Genomic DNA, 20,176 nt, shown 5'->3' with positions numbered 1-20,176 from the left:
TCCGGCATCACCCCATCACGGGTAAACCGACAACGAACCGCGGTAGCTTTCTCGGCCCGTGAACTTTCGGGGATGTCATCACCTTCTACCGATTCGAAGCCCACAACCGGCATTGCCGGATGCAACGTACGCGGATTCGCCACCTCGGACTTCGGACATGCTGACCGTTTCTCCCCTAGCAGTTTCGATGGTGGATCGGCACGTGGTTCGAGGATCCGATGGTGGGCGGATTCAACCGGCGGGCACCGCCCATTCAGTTTGATGCACGCAACAAACTTGATGCACGCAACAAACGTCAAGGACTCCGCGAGAACCTGAACGCATTCTGGACTGGCTTCCGGTTTCCGGCTTACAGTGCTTGTGTGGCCTCTGACGCGGCAGCAGTGAATATGCCGAAGCACGTACAAACCTTGATCGTGGGCGCGGGTTTCGCGGGTTTGGGCCTCGCGGCTCGGATCCTCCGGGAGCAGTCCCAGGCCGATGTCTTGGTCATCGAACGCGGCAACGACGTCGGCGGGACGTGGCGCGACAACACCTATCCCGGTTGCGCCTGCGACGTTCCGACTTCGCTGTACTCGTTCTCGTTCGCACCGAGCGCGGAATGGAGCCACATATTCGCCCGCCAACCAGAGATCTACCGCTATCTCAGGCAGGTCGCGGCCGATACTGGGGTCCTCGACCGGGTGGTGACCGAATGTGAACTCCAGGAAGCGCAGTGGGATGACAGCAAGGCCTTGTGGGCCGTGCGGACAAGCAGCGGCACGTTGACCGCCGACGTGCTCGTGGTCGCGACCGGTGCGTTGTCGACGCCCAGCTATCCAGATATTCCCGGTCTCGAGACGTTCGGCGGTACCTCGTTTCATTCCGCCAAGTGGAACCACGACCACAACCTCCGAGGTGAGCGTGTCGCTGTTATCGGCACCGGGGCGTCGGCGGTGCAATTTGTGCCCGAAATAGAGTCTGCAACGAAGCATCTCACCGTGTTTCAACGCACCCCGGCGTGGGTCATTCCGCGTCTCGACCGCGAACTCTTCGGCCTCGAGAAGTACCTGTATCGCCGGATCCCGTGGGTGCAGAAGGCTGTGCGGGGGTCCGTGTACAGCCTGCGCGAGGCGCTCGGTGGTTTGCTCCAGCACGCAACCGGACTGTTGCCAGTTTTCGAGGCTGCGGCCAAGGCGCATCTGCTCCGGCAGGTCCGCGATCCCGAACTGCGCCGGAAGCTCACCCCTGTTTTCACGATCGGCTGCAAGCGGATTCTCTTGTCGAACGACTGGCTCCGCACACTCGACCGCCCCGACGTCACGTTGGTCGATGCCGGACTCGCCGGCGTCACGCCGGACGGGGTCGTCGATGCGGCAGGCAACGAGCACAAGGTCGACACGATCATTTTCGCGACGGGGTTCACTCCCACCGAACCGCCCGTCGCGCACGCGCTGCGCGGGTCGAATGGTCGCACGCTCGCCGAGCACTGGAACGGCAGTCCAAGTGCGTACAAGGGCGCTACGGTCGCCGGCTTTCCCAACCTATTCTTGATGTACGGGCCGAACACCAACCTCGGTCACAGTTCCATCATCTACATGCTCGAGTCGCAGTCCACTTATGTCATTGATGCTTTGAAGGTGATGCGTCAGAGCGCGATAGCGTCTTTCGAGGTCACCGAGGACGCGCAGCGCCGGTACAACACCCGGATCCAGTCTGCACTGGAGAAGACGGTCTGGAACAAAGGCGGGTGCTCGAGTTGGTACTACGACTCCGAGGGGCGCAACTCGGTTCAGTGGCCGACCTTCACCTGGAAGTTTCGTGCTCAGATGCAGCGATTCGACGAGGAGAATTACATCTCCCGGCGTATGGGACCTTCCTTTTCTTGACTAATTCCAAATTAGGTGCCAGGCTTTGCGATATGCGACACGATATCGATCCCCGAGGGCAACTGCGCAGCGCGGGCTTGCGTGTCACTGCGCCACGAGTTGCAGTGTTGAATACGGTGGCCATGCGGCCGCATTCGGACGTCGACGACATTGCGGCCGTAGTACGTGGCGAGCTGGGTTCGGTCTCCACTCAGGCGGTGTATGACGTTCTGAGAGCATGCACAACCGCCGGCCTGCTTCGCCGAATCGAGCCTGCGGGTTCACCCGCGCGGTTCGAGACCCGTACCGGAGACAACCATCACCACCTTGTGTGCCGCGGTTGCGGAACCGTCGTGGACGTGGACTGCGCAGTCGGCGAGGCGCCGTGCCTCGAGCCGTCGCAGTCCCACGGTTTCGAGATCGACGAAGCCGAGGTCGTCTTCTGGGGGCTCTGCTCCCAGTGCCAGACCGCTTCTGGGGGCTCTGCTCCCAGTGCCAGACCGATGGACAGAAAGGAATCGGGATGACAGCCGCGTCCTGACCCGTCCGCCCCATCGACACACGTCTCATCAGATGCAACCTGGAGGCTTTGCCATGCCCGAAACGCAGCGCGCGACTACCACCAACGTTGGAATCCCGGTCTCTAGTGACAACGAATCACTCACCGCGGGACCTCGAGGCCCAATCCTGCTGCACGACCACTACCTCATCGAAAAGCTTGCGCAGTTCAACCGTGAGCGTGTTCCGGAGCGCGTCGTCCACGCCAAGGGCGGTGGTGCGTTCGGTGAACTGGTGGTCACCCATGACGTGAGCCGGTACACGAAGGCCAAGCTGTTCCAGCCGGGTGCCAAGACCGAGTCGCTGGTGCGTTTCTCCACCGTGGCCGGCGAGCAGGGCAGCCCGGACACCTGGCGTGACCCGCGGGGCTTTGCAATGAAGTTCTACACCGAGGACGGAAACTACGACCTCGTCGGCAACAACACACCCGTGTTCTTCATCAAGGACCCGATCAAGTTCCCGGACTTCATACATTCACAGAAGCGCATGCCTGGCTCCGGACTGCGTGACCACAACATGCAGTGGGACTTCTGGACGCTGCGGCCCGAGACTGCGCACCAGGTGACCTGGCTGATGGGTGACCGCGGAATCCCGAAGACATGGCGTCACATGGACGGATTCGGCTCGCACACGTATCAGTGGGTCAACGCCCAGGGCGAGCGGTTCTGGGTGAAGTACCACTTCAAGACCGATCAGGGCATCGAATTCCTCACACAGGACGAGGCGGACATGCTGGCCGGCAACGACCCCGATCACCACCGCGCCGACCTGTACGGCAGCATCGCCCGCGGAGAGCTCCCGAGTTGGACGCTGAAGGTCCAGGTCATGCCGGTCGACGAAGCTGAAGGTTACCGCTTCAACCCGTTTGACCTCACCAAGGTCTGGTCACAGAAGGACTATCCGCTGATCGAGGTCGGCAAGTGGACCCTCAACCGTAACCCAGACAACTTCTTCGCCCAGATCGAGCAGGCGTCGTTCGAACCGTCAAATGTGGTTCCGGGAATCGGCTTCTCGCCCGACAAGATGCTGCTCGGACGCGTCTTCTCCTACGCTGACGCTCATCGGTACCGGATCGGCGCAAACTACGCGCAGTTACCCGTCAACGCACCCAGGAATCAGGTGAACTCGTACTCGCAGGACGGCGCGATGCGGTACGCCACCAATTCACCCGAGACCCCGGTGTACGCGCCGAACTCCTACGGCGGACCGCACGCCGACGCCTCCCTGGCCGGCGACGAGGGTATGTGGGCGTTCGACGGTGAGTCGGTGCGCGCCGACTACGTCGAGCACTCCGAGGACGGTGACTTCACGCAGGCGGGCACACTTGTCCGCAAGGTGCTGAGCGACGACGAACGCGACCGCCTGGTGAACAACATCGTCGGTCACGCGCTCGGCGGTGTCAGCGAATCTGTGTTGCTGCGGGTCTTCGAGTACTGGAAGAACGTCGACGCAGACTTGGGCAAGCGAGTGGAACTCGGTGTCCGAGACGGGCAGAACCAGAGCTGATTTGTTTGGTTAGGGAAGGCATTGGGGAATACCCAGGGAATGCCCAGGGAAGGCTCAGAGCAGGCCCCACCAATAGACCAGCAAGGCGAGAACGAACACGATCGCGGTTTCCATGACATCCTCCTTCGCCCGACTGCACAACGCACGCTTCACGAACATTCGCCATGGTGCCAACTCCATCATCCTCCCTGGGAGGTAACGAATGCCCGGCAGGTGCGCAGTGTTTCCAAGTTGTATCCGGAGGGTCCATTTCGAGTGTGTCTCCGGTCACAGGAGGAACGGCGGTGTCACCAAGATCGTCGACAAGTAAGAAACTCCGTTGCGCGCCGAACATACCGGCGTCGAAGAAACCGAACCGAAGGGAGGGCGCTCGCAATGAGTAACCCCATCACGAGCACACTCGACAATGACCAGCAGAAGATCGTGGGCGACGCGCTGCAAGCGACCGTCGTCGACCTGATCGACCTGAGCCTGATTGCGAAGCAGGCCCACTGGAACGTGATCGGACAGAATTTCCGGTCGGTGCACCTCGCACTCGACGAACTGGTGGCCGCGGCGCGTGACTTCACCGACGAAGCGGCCGAGCGGGCCACTGCGATCGGTGTCAGCCCCGACGGTCGCGCGGCCACGGTCGCAAGAGATTCGGGTACCAAGGGCATCGGCGACGGCTGGACCAAGGACTCCGAGATCATCGCGTCGATCGTCGGTAACCTCGCAGCCCTCATCGATCGCCTCCGCAATCGCATCACGTCCACGGAGAAGGCCGACCCGGTCACTCAGGACCTGCTGATCTCCATCACCGCGCGACTCGAGCAGTTGCACTGGATGTGGCAGGCGCAGATCGCCTGAGAACGCTCCGCAGCCTGTGAGTGTTCGTCAACCGCTAAGCGGTCGACGAACACTCACGGTCGGCGACGGCGGTGTCGGGTGACGTTGCTAGGTTGGGCGGTGCCAGGGCGCCGGCTCGGATGACCGTGTCCCGGGCCGGGTTCGAAAGGTGCTGTCTTCCATGGTGATGGGTCCCACTCATGCAATGTCCGGTGCTGCCGTCGGTCTGGCGGTCTCAGATCTGCTTCCGCCCGACTGGGGTGGACCCACCTCCACGGCCGAGACGTTCACGTTCGCGGCCGTGTGTGCGGGAGCGGCGTTGCTCCCGGACCTCGACACGACCCAGTCCACCGTTTCGCGTTCCTTCGGACCGGTCAGTAACGTCCTTGCCAAGGGTGTCGACGCGCTGTCGCTAGGTTTCTACACCCTCACGAGAGGCAAACGCGACGGAAAGCGGCGCGGCGGGCACCGCACGCTCACCCACACCGCGCTGTTCGCGGTCGGTGTCGGGGCGGGGGTGACGGCGCTGGTCGTTCAGTTCGGAAAACCCGCCATCATCGCCACGCTCTTCATCTTCCTCGGCCTCGCACTCCGCGGTCTTGCCGGTGAGTTGGCCAAAGAAAAGGGCTGGCTCGCGGTTTCGGCGGTGGCTGCTGTCCTGTCTGCCTTGACGTGGCAGATGTATCCCACCGAAGCGGGCTCCACCGGGCTCGGCGTCGCGGTGGCGCTCGGTTGCGTCACCCACTGTCTCGGGGACGCGATCACGAAGGACGGCGTGCCGTTCCTCGCCCCGTTCCTCACCGTGGGCAAGGAGCGGTGGTGGGAGTTACGGTTGCCGTCCTTCCTGTCGATCAGGGCGGGCGGGGCCTTCGAGAAGGTTGTGCTCGGGCCCGCCCTCACCGTGGCCGTCGGTCTGATGGTCGTCTGGACCATCGACGGCGCGCCGCAGGCGATCTACGACGCATTCATGCCCTTGCAGCGCTGAGTCAGGCCGCAAGCATGCTCGCCAGGTCCTCGCGGACAGTATCGCGCCGGTGGTCGCGCTCGCGTCACTGTCGTTGTAGTCTTTGCCGGAGCGAGGCAGACTGGTTATCGACGCTGGTCTGCCAAATCGCAGGCATCGGAGGAGGCGATCGTGGAACTGCACATCGTGGCGGTGGACAAACCCGACGACATGAACGTGGTCGTCGGGCAGTCCCACTTCATCAAGACCGTCGAGGACCTGCATGAAGCATTGGCTGGAGTGAGTCCGCACCTCCGGTTCGGTGTGGCGTTCTGCGAAGCCTCCGGGCCGCGCCTGGTGCGTTGCTCGGGCAACGACGATCGTCTCGTCGAGTTGGCCACGCGCAATGCGCTTGCTGTCGGCGCGGGCCACTCGTTCTTCGTGTTCGTGGAGGACGGCTATCCGGTGAACATTCTGAACACGGTGAAGCAGGTACCAGAGGTGTGCGGCATCTTCTGCGCTACGGCCAACCCCGTGGAGATCATCGTGGCCGAGACGGAGCTCGGCCGGGGCATTGCCGGTGTGATCGATGGGCGCCCGCCTGCCGGCGTGGAGACGAGTGCCGATGTCGCCGACCGCAAGGCATTGCTCCGCACTATCGGTTACAAGCTCTGAGCGCCCTCAACCCAACAACGACCCGTGTCGTCAGAGCACGCGATTCGCGATGAAGTGGTTCACGGATCGGATGTCGACGTCACGGTTGAACTCGAGGCGGACCATACCCAGGCCGCTGAACCAGAGGTCGAGCTCGGAGTCGAGATCGAATATTCCGGCTGTCTCTACAGAGAACGCTTGGATGCGGCTGTACGGCAGAGAGGTGTAGTCCTTCTTCTTTCCGGTTATGCCCTGCACATTGAGCGTGACGATGCGCTTGTTGGTGAAGGTGACCGAGTCTCGCACGCCTCTGAATGCCAGGTGGATCTCTTCGTCAGGGACGAGGATTCCTTGAAGGGCCTCCCAGGCGGCGTTGGGATCCGACGGGGCGAGTTTGGCGAACGTCGCGTTGTTGTTGAAGTCGATCATGGGCATACCCTAGCCAGCTTGGACGGGTGAGTTTCACGCGCGCCTGAACGCCCACGGGAGAGAGACACGGTAGCTGTCGGGTGTACGCCTCCTGCTGTACTGCGAAGGCATCTGCCAGACGGGTGTTGCCCAACGGTGGGAGACTCCGCACCAGCAGAATACGACTCGTTCGAAGGATTTGAACCCACGACCTATTCGTCACATGCTCGCCCGGATCTCCGGGGCAATCGAGCAGTTCACCGGTAGGGACTGTCGCCGGTCGGACCCCGCTGGATCAGGGAGAACGGAGGCACGGCCCGTCCGGTGGTGGGGTGTGTTCGTAGCCGGGGTAGCAGGGCAGTACCTGCGGTGAGGGTGCCGCTGGTGCTTGTGCCGGTGCAGGTGGTGACCCGGGTCGGAGGCACGGCCCGTCCGGTGGTGGGGTGTGTTCGTAGCCGGGGTAGCAGGGCAGTACCTGCGGTGCGGGTGCCGCTGGTGCTTGTGCCGGTGCAGGTGGTGACCCGGGTCGGAGGCACGGCCCGTCCGGTGGTGGGGTGTGTTCGTAGCCGGGGTAGCAGGGCAGTACCTGCGGTGCGGGGTGTGGAGTTGGTGTTGGTTGGGCGGCTTGCCGAGGTGGAGGCGTATCCGCCAGCTGCGTCTCCGTCGGCGGCGGTGCTTGCACTGGTGGTACCTGCTCCGCAGCCGTCGGATTGGTTGTGGCGGTCGGTGAACTGGCCACTGTCGGCGAGGATGCCCGCGCCGAGGTCGGCGACGCGACGGGTCCGGCGACGTCGGGCGATGACGATCCTGACCCGATGATTATCCCGCCGACGATCGCGACGGCGATGATCGCCGCGAGCGAGAGGCCGGCGACCATGGCACGGCGGCTCCAGTTGATCGGAGAGATCGTGGGAGTGAGCCCGAGGGCGGATTGTGTCGGTGTCGCGACGGCGCGAGCGGCGGCGGCCAGCTCGCCCGCGGACCGATAGCGCCGTGCGGGGTCGACTGCCATTCCGCGTGCGATCACGGCGTCCATGCCGACGGGCACCGTCGAGACCATCGATGACGGGCGCGGCGGCGACTCGCTTCCGCTCGACGACTGAAACGGCATGCCGGTGAGACACTCGTACAAGACGGTAGTCAGACCGTAGACCCCCGACGCCTCGCCGGGATTCGTGGGGAGTCCGACGTCGGTGAGACAGATCAGCCCACTGTCCTGCACGCGAACGTTTGCCGACGTCAACCCCTGCTCGACCACTCCGGCCGCGCGCACAGCCTCCAGCGCCGACGCCAGCTGCTCGACAACGTCGACCGCTCGAGGTACCTCCATCGCGCCGGTGGACTGGAGCATCGTTTGCAGGTTGGTGCCCTGAGTGTGCGGGGTTGCGAGGAAGAGCCGGTCGCCGATCTGTCCGAAGTCGTGGATCGGTATTACATGCGGGTTGCGGATGTGCGCCGCGATGTCGGCTTCTCGTTCGAAACGATCGCGGTATTCGTCGTTCTCAGTAATTTCCGGCGGCAGCGCCCGCACGGTGACGTGCCGATACGTGATCGTGTCGAACGCTGCCCAGACCTCGCCGGTCGCATCCGCCGACAGCGGAAGGTCGAGGCGGTACCTGCCGAATAGGGCTCCAAATTGCATCGTCATTCTCCGCCGCTTGAAATGGGCGCGTCTGCGGGACTGTCCACCGGGGAGGTTGATCGCCTCCCTTTCCGGAATTCTACGGCGTAGCTTCCGGTGGTGCCGCGCTTGATTTGTGAACTGCCCTCGTATGCCACATCTTTCGCTCCGGAGTGCAGCGGAGCCCTGATCAAGGGACACCGCAGGTCTACCGGCAGTGTATGTGCGCATTCGTGGGACGAGTGGGAAGCGGCCGGTGGGAAACGACAGGCCCGAAATGTCGGTTCGAGGCCAGCGGTGGTGGTGTGGCGGCTATCAGGATTGCCCGAGACAGTCCCCGACGATCACCCTGCGCGACCTTCGGCACACCGCGGTCCCGCTTGCGGTCGGCGTGGGCGCGAACCTCGAGGCGGTCCCGCCGATGCTCGTGCACAAGTCGGCCGTCCTGACCTCGGGCACGTATGTCGATCAGTTCCTAGACGATTTCGAGGCTGTGGTGGACCCGCTGGACATGGCCTGCGGGGGGGGCAGCGTGAGGGACCGTACTCGAACCGCCGCGGACCCGTATACACCAGAGGCCACTCTTCGATGCGGAAAGGGTTTCTGACCTGCTCTCACGTTGTCGGGGTGGCGCGATGTGAACCCGCGACCTCTTCGTCCTGAACGAAGCCTTCTCTTGCTTCGGGCGGTAGCCGTATCACGGCCGAACTGTGGGACGCCGTGATCGAGGCGCTCCCACCGACGGTGCTGACCGATGCGTCCGAGTGGTGGTCGCGGATACAATCGAGGTTTCTACGCTGGCAAGGCGGATTGCGGATGGGAGCTGGTCTCGAATGGCCGATCAGGCGAAGCTCCTCGACTACCTGAAACGAGTGACCGCAGACCTCTACCAGGCCCGAGAGCAACTCCGCGAGGCCGAGGGAGTGAGCCGCGAACCGATCGCCGTCATAGGGATGGGTTGCAGGTTCCCTGGCGGGGTGCGGTCGCCGCAGGACTTGTGGAGTTTGGTGGAATCGGGTTCAGAAACTGTAGCAGAGTTTCCCGAGGACCGGGGTTGGGGGCTCGCGGAACTCTACGATCCGAAGGCCGAGCAGGCCGGCAAGACCTACACGGTGCAGGGCAGCTTTCTCGACGATCCGGCGGCGTTCGATCCGGAAGTCTTCGGGATCTCTCCGCGTGAAGCGCTGGCCATGGACCCACAGCAGCGACTTCTACTCGAAACGAGCTGGGAGACCTTCGAAAATGCGGGCATCGATCCGCGGTCGGTGCATGGCAGCCAGGTCGGCGTCTTCACCGGGCTGTCCGGTATCGACTACGCGGCGCGGGCCGGTGGACTGCCGCCCGAAGACCTAGAGGGTTACTTCATCACCGGCAACGCCATGAGCGTCGCCTCCGGGCGAGTGGCATACAGCTTCGGCCTGTCTGGCCCCGCGATCACCGTTGACACCGCGTGCTCGTCGTCGTTGGTCTCCATCCACCTCGCCATGCAAGCGCTCCGCAGCGGTGAGTGCGAGATGGCACTGGCCGGCGGGGCGACCGTCATGTCGACCCCCGCGGTGTTCGTAGAGTTCAGTCGTCAGCGTGGACTGGCCCGAGACGGGCGGTGCAAGGCATTCTCCGCCGCTGCCGACGGCACCGCATGGGGCGAAGGCGTGGGGATACTCGCGCTGGAGCGCCTTTCCGAGGCAGAGCGGAAGGGTCGCCGGATATTGGCAGTCATCCGAGGCAGTGCGGTGAATCAGGATGGCGCCAGCAACGGCCTGACCGCTCCGAACAAACAGGCCCAGGAGCGCGTGATACGGCAGGCGCTGGCCAGCGCCGGGCTGGATCCGGCCGACGTCGACGCGGTCGAGGCGCACGGCACCGGCACAAAATTGGGCGATCCGATCGAGGCGTCCGCATTGTTGGCCGGCTACGGTCGTGATCGCCCCGCCGACCGGCCGCTGTGGCTCGGCTCGGTGAAGTCGAATCTCGGGCACACCCAGGCGGCCGCCGGCGTTGCCGGCGTGATCAAGATGATCATGGCGATGCGGCACGGCGTCCTACCGAAGACACTGCACGTCGACCAGCCGACGCCGCACGTCGACTGGTCCACGGGGTCGGTGTCCTTGCTGACCGAAAATCGGGATTGGCCGGAAGCCGATCGGCCCCGCCGGGCGGCGGTCTCGTCGTTCGGCATCAGTGGCACCAACGCTCATGTCGTTCTGGAACAGTTCCTACCGGTCGAGTCGCAGTACGATCCGCCATCTCCCGAGCCGCGATCTCCCGAGCCGGGCTCCCGATCAGGCGAAGTCTTGGCCTGGTTCGTTTCGGGCCAGACCGAACCCGCGCTGCGCTCCCAGGCTGAGCGGCTACGCGAGTACGCCGCCGACCACCCCGAGCTGCCGCCCGCTGCGGTGGCCAGGGCGCTGCTGGGTTCGCGTGCCACCTTCGACCACCGCGCCGCCGTGATCGGTGCAGAGCCTCAGCGCCTACTGGCCGGCCTCGACGCGCTCAGCCGAGGCGCGCCGAGCCCCGACGTGGTCACCGGCGTGGCGTTGGAAGCCGGGGACCGGCCGGTGTTCGTCTTCCCTGGACAGGGTTCGCAATGGGTGGGTATGGCCGCCGAGTTACTGGATTCGTCGCCGGCGTTCGCCGACGCCGTGCAGGAGTGCGCCGACGCGCTGGCCCCGTACACGACGTTCTCGCTGCTCGATGTGCTGCGTGATCCCGATCCGGCATCGCTGGACCGGGCCGACGTAGTGCAACCGGCGCTGTTCGCGGTGATGGTTGGTCTCGCGGGGCTGTGGCGCGCGCACGGCGTCGAACCAGCTGCTGTGGTCGGACATTCGCAGGGTGAGATTGCCGCCGCCTACATATCCGGTGCGCTGAGCCTTTCCGACGCGGCACTGGTCGTCGCGGAACGCAGCAGGGTCATCGTCGCATCGGCCCCGCGTGGCGGAGGGATGGCCTCGGTGGCACTGCCGGCGGACGTCGTGCGGGCGAAGATCAAACCCTGGGCCGGCACCGTCGACGTGGCGGCGGTCAATGGACCGTCCGCGACGGTGATATCCGGCCCCGACGATGCCCTTGATGTTCTGGTCGAACAGTGGCAAGGCGACGGCGCCCAGGCCAGGCGGATCGCCGTGGAATACGCCTCGCACTGCGCGGATGTCTCAGTCCTGCGTGAGCCGATTCTCGACGCACTTGCTTCGATAACCCCCCGCCGGTCGCGGATTCCGTTCTACTCGGCGGTGACCGGTGGCGCGCTGGAGGGCACCGCACTCGACGCGGACTATTGGTACCGGAATCTGCGCCGCCCGGTTCGGTTCGAGGAAGCGACGAGATCGCTGGCTGCGGATGGGTATCGATTGTTCGTAGAGTCGTGTAGCCATCCTGTACTGACCGTGCCGATGCAGGAAACCCTTGATACGGCGGGCATTGCCGGCCGGGTCATCGGCACCATCCGGCGCGACCGTGCAGGCCTCCGTCAGTTCACCGCCGCACTCGCCGAGGCGCGGGTACACGGACTAGACATCGAGTGGGACCGGGTGAGCTGGGCTCGACGCGACGAGCGACAGCCGTGGGTGGACCTGCCTACGTATGCCTTTCAGCACCGCCGCTACTGGTTGGACAGTCCCGCGCCGCAGGGCGACTTCGGGTCGACGGGTATGGAAACGGGTGGACACCCGATGCTTGCCGCGTCTGTCGAACTCGGCGATGGCCGCGGTGCGGTCTTCACGGGATTGATTTCTCCACAACGTTTTCCATGGCTGACCGACCACGCTGTGAGCGACACCGTCATATTGCCCGGCACGGCTTTCGTGGAGTTGGCTCTGCACGCGGGGAACCGCGTCGCGTGCGGCCGAATCGAGGAACTTGCCATCGAGGCACCCTTGATGATTCCCGCGGAGGGTGAGGTCGCCATACAGGTGAGCGTGCTCGCCGACAGCGAAGCCGGCCGGTCCACAGTGGCGGTGCACTCGAGGGCCGCGGATGCCCCACAGGAAGCTCCGTGGACCCGGCACGCCAGCGGCACGCTCACCGCCGCCGCGGAAACCGACGACTCCCCCGAACAGCAGTGGCCGCCAGCCGATGCCACGCCGATTGACGTCAGCGGTCTTTATGGGCTGCTCGACGAGGTCGGCTACGGGTACGGCCCGACCTTCCGGGGCCTGCGGGCAGCGTGGCGCCGCGGTGATGAGTTGTACGGCGAGGTCCGGCTCAGCGGCGAAGACCCGGCTGCGGCGGTCGCCGGGTATGGGATCCACCCGGCGGTGCTCGACGCGGCGCTGCACGTGATTGCGCTCGGAGCCGCAGCGACTGGCGCCCGCGACATTCGGTTGCCGTTTGCCTGGGACAACGTGCAACTGCACGCCGTGGGCGCAACCGACTTGCGTGTGCGCATCACCATGACCGGGGCAGAGCGGTACCGGGTATCTGCGTACGACGCGGTCGGCAAACCGGTGTTGACCGCGGATTCGCTGGCGCTGCGACTGCTCGGGGATACGGACGTCTCGGCTGCCGGGGTCGGCAACAGCCTCTACCGCGTGGAATGGATGCCAACTGCCGCGTCCACCACGGCCTCGGCGGACCTGATGCCGCTCGACGAGGCGCTCGCCGGCGTTGATCACACAGGTCGGGTGCTGTGGCTGGATCTCGAACCGGGCCATGAATCGGACATGCCGACTCGGGCACACGCTGCCGCGCAGGTGGCGTTGCAGGCGATCCAGTCCTGGCTCCGCGACGACAGCCTGGCCGAGACCCGCCTTGTGGTCACCACCAGGCTCGCGGTGGCGGTCCGCGATGACGAATCGATTGACGACGTGTCTGCCGCGCCCGCGTGGGGGCTGATCAGTGCCGTGCAGAACGAGCATCCGGATCGCATCACGCTGGTGGACCTCGACGTGCCGGCCGGTGAACTGCCAGATCCTGCGTTGCCGGCAATGGCATTGGCCTGCAAGGAACCTCAATTGGCGATCCGAGGAGGTGAACTGCTGGCGCCCATGCTCGCTGCGGTAACACCGGCCAAGGCTGCACCCGAAGAGGGCCCGGCCCCCTTCGGTCCGAATGGCACGGTCATGATTACCGGGGGCACGGGTACCATCGGCAGGCTGATCGCCCACCACCTCGTGGCGCGGTACGGGGTGCGCCGGGTGGTGCTGACGGGCCGACACGTGCTCGATGCCGAAAGTGCGGCCGAATTGCGAGCCGATTTCATCGAGGCAGGGGCAGGGGTCGAGGTCAGGACTGCCGCCTGCGACGTGGCCGATCGCGCAGCGGTCGCTGCTCTGCTTGCCGACATTCCCGACCTGTCCGGCGTGATCCACGCCGCCGGGGTGCTCGACGATGGCACCGCCGCTACCTTGAGCCAGGACCAGTTGCACGCCGTCCTTCGCCCCAAGGTGGACGGTGCCTGGCATCTGCATGAACTCACGAGCGACCGCGACTTGTCGGCGTTCGTGCTGTTTTCCTCCGCGGCGGGGGTGCTCGGCGGTGCCGGCCAGGCAAACTATGCGGCGGCGAATGTTTTCCTCGACGCACTCGCGCAGCACCGCCGGATCCGCGGGTTGCCGGCTATCTCCATGGCGTGGGGGTTGTGGGACCGACCCAGCGGGATGACGTCCCATCTGAATGCGGCCGACCTTGATCGGTTGCAGCGTAACGGTATCGATACCATCAGCCCGGAGTCAGGGCCGGCGCTGTTCGATGCGGCGATGGTTTTGAACCGACCATTGATCGTGCCGATACGACTCTCGATGCGTGCCTCTCGAACGGATGGTGAGTCGGTACCGCAAATCCTGCGCCGAGTCCTCGGCATCCGTCATCGTCGCGCCGCTGTCGCCGATTCACCTACCGGCCTTGCCGACGAGTTGCGGTCACTGGATCCCGGGGAGCGGCACAGCCGAGTGCTGGACATTGTCACCACTCACGTGGCCGCAGTACTCGGCCACGACGGAAAAGAGGCGATCGACCCGGAGCGCGCCTTCAAGCAACTCGGCTTCGACTCGCTCACCGCCGTTCAGTTGCGGAATCAGCTGGCGACCGCTACTGGCGTAAGTTTATCTGCGACAGTTGTTTTCGATCATCCCACCGCAGATGCGCTCACCCGGGAACTGGTAGCTCGCCTACTCGGCAGCAGTACGATTCCGCAGCCGACCCGCCCTGCCCGTACTCGGGATGACGACGACCCGATCGTGATCGTAGGGATGTCCTGCAGATACCCCGGCAAGGTGTATTCCCCGGACGACCTGTGGCGACTGGTCCGCGATGGACGCAACGCCGCGGGTGCGTACCCCGACAACCGAGGCTGGAATCTCGACGACGTGTACGACCCCGACCCAGACCGCAGTGGCACGACGTACATGAGCGAAGGGGGCTTCCTCTACGACGCCGACGAATTCGATGCCGCGTTCTTCGGCATCGGCCCACGTGAAGCGATCGCCATGGACCCGCAGCACCGGCTGCTTCTGGAGAGCGCTTGGGAGGCCTTGGAGCAGGCGGGGATCCAGCCGAATTCACCCGATCTCACCGGTACAGGCGTGTACATCGGGCTGATGGGTGGCGATTACGGTTTCCATTTGATGGCTCAGCGAAATATCGACGCCGAGGGCTATCTGATGACAGGGACCAGCAATAGCGTGGCCTCCGGCCGGATCTCTTACTCTCTCGGCTTCACCGGTCCCGCAGTCACCGTCGACACGGCCTGCTCGTCGTCGCTGGTGGCCATGCATCTTGCTGCACAGGCGCTGCGCGACGGTGAATGTCCGCTCGCGCTGGCCGGCGGAGCGACGGTGATGTCCACACCCGGTGTGCTGATCGAATTCAGCCGCCAGCGCGGCCTTGCCGCGGACGGACGGTGCAAGCCGTTCTCCGACCGGGCAGACGGCACCGGGCTCAGCGAGGGCTCCGGAATGGTGGTGCTGGAGCGGCTCAGTGACGCCAAACGCAATGGTCACCGTGTGCTGGCGATAATCCGCGGATCGGCGGTCAACCAGGACGGGGCCTCCAACGGATTGACCGCCCCGAACGGGCCGTCTCAGGAGCGGGTGATCCGCCAAGCGCTGGCCAATGCCGCGCTCGGCACTACCGACATCGACGCAGTGGAAGCACACGGCACCGGAACTACGCTGGGTGATCCGATCGAGGCACAGGCGCTATTGGCCACTTATGGCCAAAATAGGGAGAGTTGGCCGCTATGGCTCGGTTCGGTCAAGTCGAACATCGGGCATTCTCAAGCGGCGGCGGGGGTGGCCGGCGTAATCAAGATGGTGATGGCGATGCGGCACGGGGTGCTGCCGCCGAGCCTGCACGGTGACGCCCCGACCCGGCACGTTGATTGGACTGCGGGCGGGGTTTCTCTGCTTGCAGAATCGGTTGCCTGGCCGGAGACGGGACGAGCTCGTCGAGCGGCCGTCTCGTCGTTCGGTATCAGCGGCACGAATGCACACATGATCCTGGAAGAGCCACCCACCGAAGCAGTGCCGAACGTCTTACCGCCGTTGGCATCACCGCTGGTCTGGGTGATCTCTGGAAAATCCGCTGATGCGTTGCGTGCGCAGGCTTCACGGTTGGAGGAGTTCCTCGAGAATAGCGAGACAGATCTTCCGGATCCGGCCGATCTCGCATACTCACTGGCCACCACCCGATCCGACTTCCCGCATCGCGCCGCGGTAATAGGAGAGACTTTGGCCGACCTGCGCGAGGGCCTCGCTCGTATTGCCCTGGGCCGATCGGGCGGCAACGTCATCGCCGGGACGAGTGTCCGCGGTAAGACGGCATTCATGTTCACCGGCCAAGGTGCACAACGGATCGGGATGGGCCGCGGCCTCTACGACGCCTATCCCGTGTTCGCCGACGCTCTGGACGAAGTGTGTGCCGCACTCGACGAGCATGTGGAAAGCCCAGTGCAGCAAGTAATCTGGAACGACGCTGATGGCGGTGATGCGAAGCTCGACAGCACCGAATACACCCAACCGGCGTTGTTTGCCGTCGAGGTCGCGCTCTATCGTCTGCTGCGGGATTGGGGCATCGCCCCCGACTACCTGATCGGCCATTCGATCGGAGAGATCACCGCTGCACATGTCGCGGGGGTGTTCAGTCTGCCCGATGCCGCAGCGCTGGTGGGTGAGCGCGGACGGTTGATGCAGTCGACCGAACCGGGTCTGATGATCGCCGTACGGGCACGCGCGGAGGACGTCATGGCGCGGATCGACGGCCGACTCGATCTCGCGGCGGTCAACGGTGCCGAATCGGTGGTCCTCGCGGGTGGCGAAGACGACGTGCAAGCCGTCGCATCCGAGTTGGCGGGCGCGGGCATCAAAACCACGAGCCTGCGGGTCACACGGGCTTTCCATTCCACACTGATGGAGCCCATCCTCGACGAGTTCACCACGGTTGTGTCAAGGCTGACCGCGCAACCGCCGAAGGTTCCGGTCGCCTCCAACGTCACCGGGCGCGTCGCCACCGCCGATGAACTCATGTCCCCGGATTACTGGGCAGAGCACATCCGGCAACCGGTGCGCTTTCATGACGGCATTCGCGCCCTCGAGGAACTCGGCGTCACCCGCTTCATCGAAGTCGGTCCCGGTGCAGCCCTGGCCGCATACGCTGCCGAGTTGGTCCCGGACACGATCGCTACCTTGCCCGGACGCGGAGGCGAGGCGCACGGGATCATCGAGTCGGTCGCTGCCGCCTATGTGCGGGGTGGGGCGATCGACTGGGATCGGGTGCTGCCCGGTCGTCGCCGGGTGGACCTGCCTACCTACGCATTCCAGCGCCATTCCTTCTGGCCGTCGGAGCCCATGCGAAATGCCGGCGATCCGACGGAACTGGGGCTGAGCGCAGCGAATCATCCGCTGCTCGGCGCAGTGGTGAAACTCGATGACGACTCGACGTTGTTCACCGGACAGTTGTCGCTTCAGCGGGATTCATGGCTCGTGACACCGCGGGTCGATGACGGAGACTCGTCCTCGACCGATGATGTTCAGACACTGTCGCCCGCGGTGCTGGTCGAACTCACATTGCACGTAGCCCACCAAGTGGGTCTCGACCACATTCAGGAACTCACCCTGACTCACCCACTGATCCTCCCGTCGTCGGGGGTGGCACTGATTCGCTTGCGGGTGTCGCCGGCGAGCAACATCGGCGATCGCACCGTCACCATCTCGTCGAACCTGGGTGAGGACGACAGCTCGGATAGCTGGGTTCGAAACGCTTCGGCGACGATCGACGACGTCGTCAGCGTTGCCGCAGAGGTACCGCAACAGGTCTCGGGCGACGCCGAAGTGAGCGTCGAAGAAGGCATCGAGGTCGAAGTGAGCCTCGAAGAAGGCATCGAGGTCGAAGTGAGCCTCGAAGATAGTATCGACACAAGCGGTTTCGGCATCCATCCGGTACTGCTGCAGGCGGCGCTCGAGCCCATCCTCGGGTGGGACGGCTGGCCGCTGGTCTGGTCGGGAATCCACCTGCACACCGTCGGCGCGGAGACGGTGTCGGTGCGATTCGACACTAACGAGAACGGGCGGTATCGCGTTGTCGCCGTAGACCCAGAAGGTAAGCCGGTGCTGACCGTTGATGCGCTCCGGGTTGCGCCGCGGGCGACTGACGGGGACGGCGCGGGCCGCTGCGCCGCTCAACAACTGCATCGGCTGTCCTGGGTTCGGGTCGACGTCGAAGAATCCGGGCAGGCGCTCGGTCCGATGGTCGTTCTCGGTGCTGAAGGGTTGGGTGCAGAGGGGTTTGGCGACCCAGGTATTGGTTCGACCTTCCCGAGCTATCCCGGCGTGGCAGCATTGCGAACCGCGATGGAGTCCATGCCGGACGAAGATGACCGACGCCCTTGGACGGTACTGGTCGGGTGTGGCTCCCAGGGCGACCACGGTCCGGAAGCGACCCACGAACTGTGTGCTCGGGTGCTGAGCCTGCTGCAGAAGTGGCTCGAAGACGATCTCGCCGGCAGCCCGCTGGTGATCGTGACCCGCAACGCGATGATCACCAGTGACGACCGCGATCAGGACGATCGCGATCAGGACGATCGCGCTGACCTTGCGGCCGCGGCAGTGTGGGGTCTCGTCGGCTCAGCACAAAACGAGAATCCGGACCGGCTTATTCTGATCGACCTCGATGAAGGGTCGGATGCGGAAGTCGCGATCACTTCGGCATTGGTGAGCGGGGAAACGCAATTGGCAGTGCGGAACGGCACGTTGTTTGCGCCTCGGTTGCGACGCCTGCGTGCGGTAGACCAGTCTGGTTCACCATTCGATCCCAGCGGCACCGTTCTCGTCACCGGCGGCACCGGAACTTTGGGATCTTTGGTGGCTCGCCATTTGATGGCCGAGCATGGGGCACGGCATTTACTGCTGACCAGTCGGCGCGGACCCGACGCCGAGGGCTGCGACGAATTGCGCCGCGAACTGGGCGGCATGGGGGCCGAGGTGAGCATCGTTGCCTGCGATACGTCCGACGAGTCGGCAGTGGCCGCGTTGCTGGCCGGGATACCGTCGGAGCACCCACTGACGGCGGTGATCCACGCGGCCGGGGTGATCGACGACGCCACAGTGCCTTCGCTCACCCCAGAGCGTCTCGACGCGGTGCTGCGGCCGAAAGTCGACGCGGCCTGGCACCTACACCGACTGACCGCGAAATGCGATTTGCGGACATTCGTCATGTTCTCGTCGCTGGCCGGCATCCTCGGTGCGCCCGGGCAAGCGAACTACGCTGCCGCGAACATGTTCCTCGACGCTCTCGCGCATCATCGCCACGCCCTCGGGTTGCCCGCGCTCTCGATCGAGTGGGGCATGTGGGCGCCGCCGAGCGCCATGACTGACAACCTCGGTGCAATCGATCTCGCCCGAGCGCGCCGCAGCGGAATGGTTCCGATGACCGCAGCCGACGGCCTGGCTCTCCTCGACAGCGCGCTGACCGCCGGTATACCCGCTGTGGCTGCCGCCCGGTTCAACCACACCGGTCCGGCGGCACCCTACGTCCCCGCCCCGCTGCGTGGTCTGATTCGGGAATCGCGCCCACGAGCGGCGGGATCGGACTCTGCGGTGATCGGATCGAACGGGTCCGGGCCCACGGATTGGGCACAGCGCCTTGCCAACCGGTCGATTCCCGAGCAGCGGCACCTGATGCTCGATCTGGTACGGGCTGGAGCCGCCGACGTCCTCGGCTATGCCACTTCGGACTCTGTTGACCCAGACCAGGCGTTCAAGGAACTCGGCTTCGATTCGCTGGCAGCCGTTGCCCTCCGCAACCATCTCGGTGCCGCCACTGGCCTGCGGTTGCCGCCGACAATAGTGTTCGACCATCCGAGTTCGCGTGCCGTCGCCGAATTTCTGCGCGCGGAACTCGCTCCGGATCCGGTTTCGGTAGCCCTTGCCGACATCGACCGGCTTCGCGCGGCGATCGCGCAACTCGGCGACAGCAGCGAGACTCGGTCTTTGATCGCGCAGCGATTGGAGAAACTGTTGGCCGAGGTGGGTGCCGACGATGATTCGCATGCCGATGCGGTAGATAAGATTCATGCGGCGACCAGCGAGGAAATCCTAGACCTGATCGACCGCGGTCTGTGAACCTCAAAGGCCCTCTCCGCATCGCGGAGAGGGCCTTTGAGGTTCACAGACACTGTCGGGGTGGCGGGATTTGAACCCGCGACCTCTTCGCCCCGAACGAAGGTTTCCTGCCGGGATTGGTCACGGTACTCCTATGCGCCTCGACCGTGCGCTCCTATGAATGGTGGTCGACCTCGACCTCGGCGTCACGCGGACCACGTCGTAGGTGGATATTGACGCTGTCCGCTCGCAGTCGCCGAAAGCCTCGACCAGGAGT

10 protein-coding genes are annotated in these 20,176 nt (G+C 64.7%); 8 read left to right on the top strand and 2 right to left on the bottom strand.

Going from position 1 to position 20,176, the window contains the following annotated elements:
- Nucleotides 1–383: 383 nt before the first annotated feature.
- The 6 genes from RM2_RS14095 to RM2_RS14070 all read left to right on the top strand — a co-directional run bounded on the left by RM2_RS14095 (nucleotide 384) and on the right by RM2_RS14070 (nucleotide 6,357).
- A complete protein-coding gene (locus RM2_RS14095) occupies nucleotides 384–1,868 on the top strand; it encodes a flavin-containing monooxygenase (RefSeq protein ID WP_072690240.1) in 1,485 nt (494 codons plus the stop codon).
- A gap of 32 nt (nucleotides 1,869–1,900) precedes the next feature.
- Nucleotides 1,901–2,374, top strand: coding sequence for a Fur family transcriptional regulator (locus RM2_RS14090; RefSeq protein ID WP_072690203.1), 474 nt, complete (start codon nucleotides 1,901–1,903; stop codon nucleotides 2,372–2,374).
- Between the two features lie 67 nt (nucleotides 2,375–2,441).
- Complete coding sequence (locus tag RM2_RS14085; protein WP_072690202.1) at nucleotides 2,442–3,911, top strand: catalase; 1,470 nt, start codon at nucleotides 2,442–2,444, stop codon at nucleotides 3,909–3,911.
- Between the two features lie 375 nt (nucleotides 3,912–4,286).
- Nucleotides 4,287–4,760: a Dps family protein gene (locus RM2_RS14080; protein WP_072690201.1), complete on the top strand. Its 474-nt coding sequence runs from the start codon at nucleotides 4,287–4,289 to the stop codon at nucleotides 4,758–4,760.
- A gap of 160 nt (nucleotides 4,761–4,920) precedes the next feature.
- A complete protein-coding gene (locus tag RM2_RS14075; RefSeq protein WP_072690200.1) occupies nucleotides 4,921–5,724 on the top strand; it encodes a metal-dependent hydrolase in 804 nt (267 codons plus the stop codon).
- 150 nt (nucleotides 5,725–5,874) lie between these two features.
- Nucleotides 5,875–6,357 carry an adenosine-specific kinase gene (locus tag RM2_RS14070; protein WP_072690199.1) on the top strand — a complete coding sequence of 161 codons (483 nt, stop codon included), beginning with the start codon at nucleotides 5,875–5,877 and terminating at the stop codon, nucleotides 6,355–6,357.
- Nucleotides 6,358–6,387: 30 nt separating this feature from the next.
- Here RM2_RS14070 and RM2_RS14065 read toward each other — a convergent pair whose 3' ends face one another.
- Both RM2_RS14065 and RM2_RS14060 read right to left on the bottom strand, forming a co-directional pair.
- The gene (locus RM2_RS14065) at nucleotides 6,388–6,765 is read right to left on the bottom strand and encodes a PH domain-containing protein (RefSeq protein WP_072690198.1); all 378 of its coding nucleotides are present in this window, start codon (nucleotides 6,763–6,765) and stop codon (nucleotides 6,388–6,390) included.
- Nucleotides 6,766–7,039: 274 nt separating this feature from the next.
- Nucleotides 7,040–8,386, bottom strand: a complete 1,347-nt coding sequence (locus RM2_RS14060; protein WP_072690239.1) for a serine/threonine-protein kinase — start codon at nucleotides 8,384–8,386, stop codon at nucleotides 7,040–7,042.
- Nucleotides 8,387–8,621: 235 nt separating this feature from the next.
- On the opposite strand from RM2_RS14060, the gene RM2_RS14055 reads away from it, so the two are divergent.
- Together RM2_RS14055 and RM2_RS14050 are read left to right on the top strand one after the other, a co-directional pair.
- Nucleotides 8,622–8,972, top strand: a complete 351-nt coding sequence (locus RM2_RS14055; RefSeq protein ID WP_139277771.1) for a hypothetical protein — start codon at nucleotides 8,622–8,624, stop codon at nucleotides 8,970–8,972.
- Nucleotides 8,973–9,198: 226 nt separating this feature from the next.
- A complete protein-coding gene (locus tag RM2_RS14050) occupies nucleotides 9,199–19,920 on the top strand; it encodes a type I polyketide synthase (RefSeq protein WP_072690196.1) in 10,722 nt (3,573 codons plus the stop codon).
- Nucleotides 19,921–20,176: the final 256 nt, after the last annotated feature.

Source organism: Rhodococcus marinonascens NBRC 14363, assembly GCF_001894885.1.
In the GTDB taxonomy this organism is placed as follows: Bacteria; Actinomycetota; Actinomycetes; order Mycobacteriales; family Mycobacteriaceae; genus Rhodococcus_F; species Rhodococcus_F marinonascens.
This window is presented reverse-complemented; position numbering and strand designations above follow the sequence as displayed.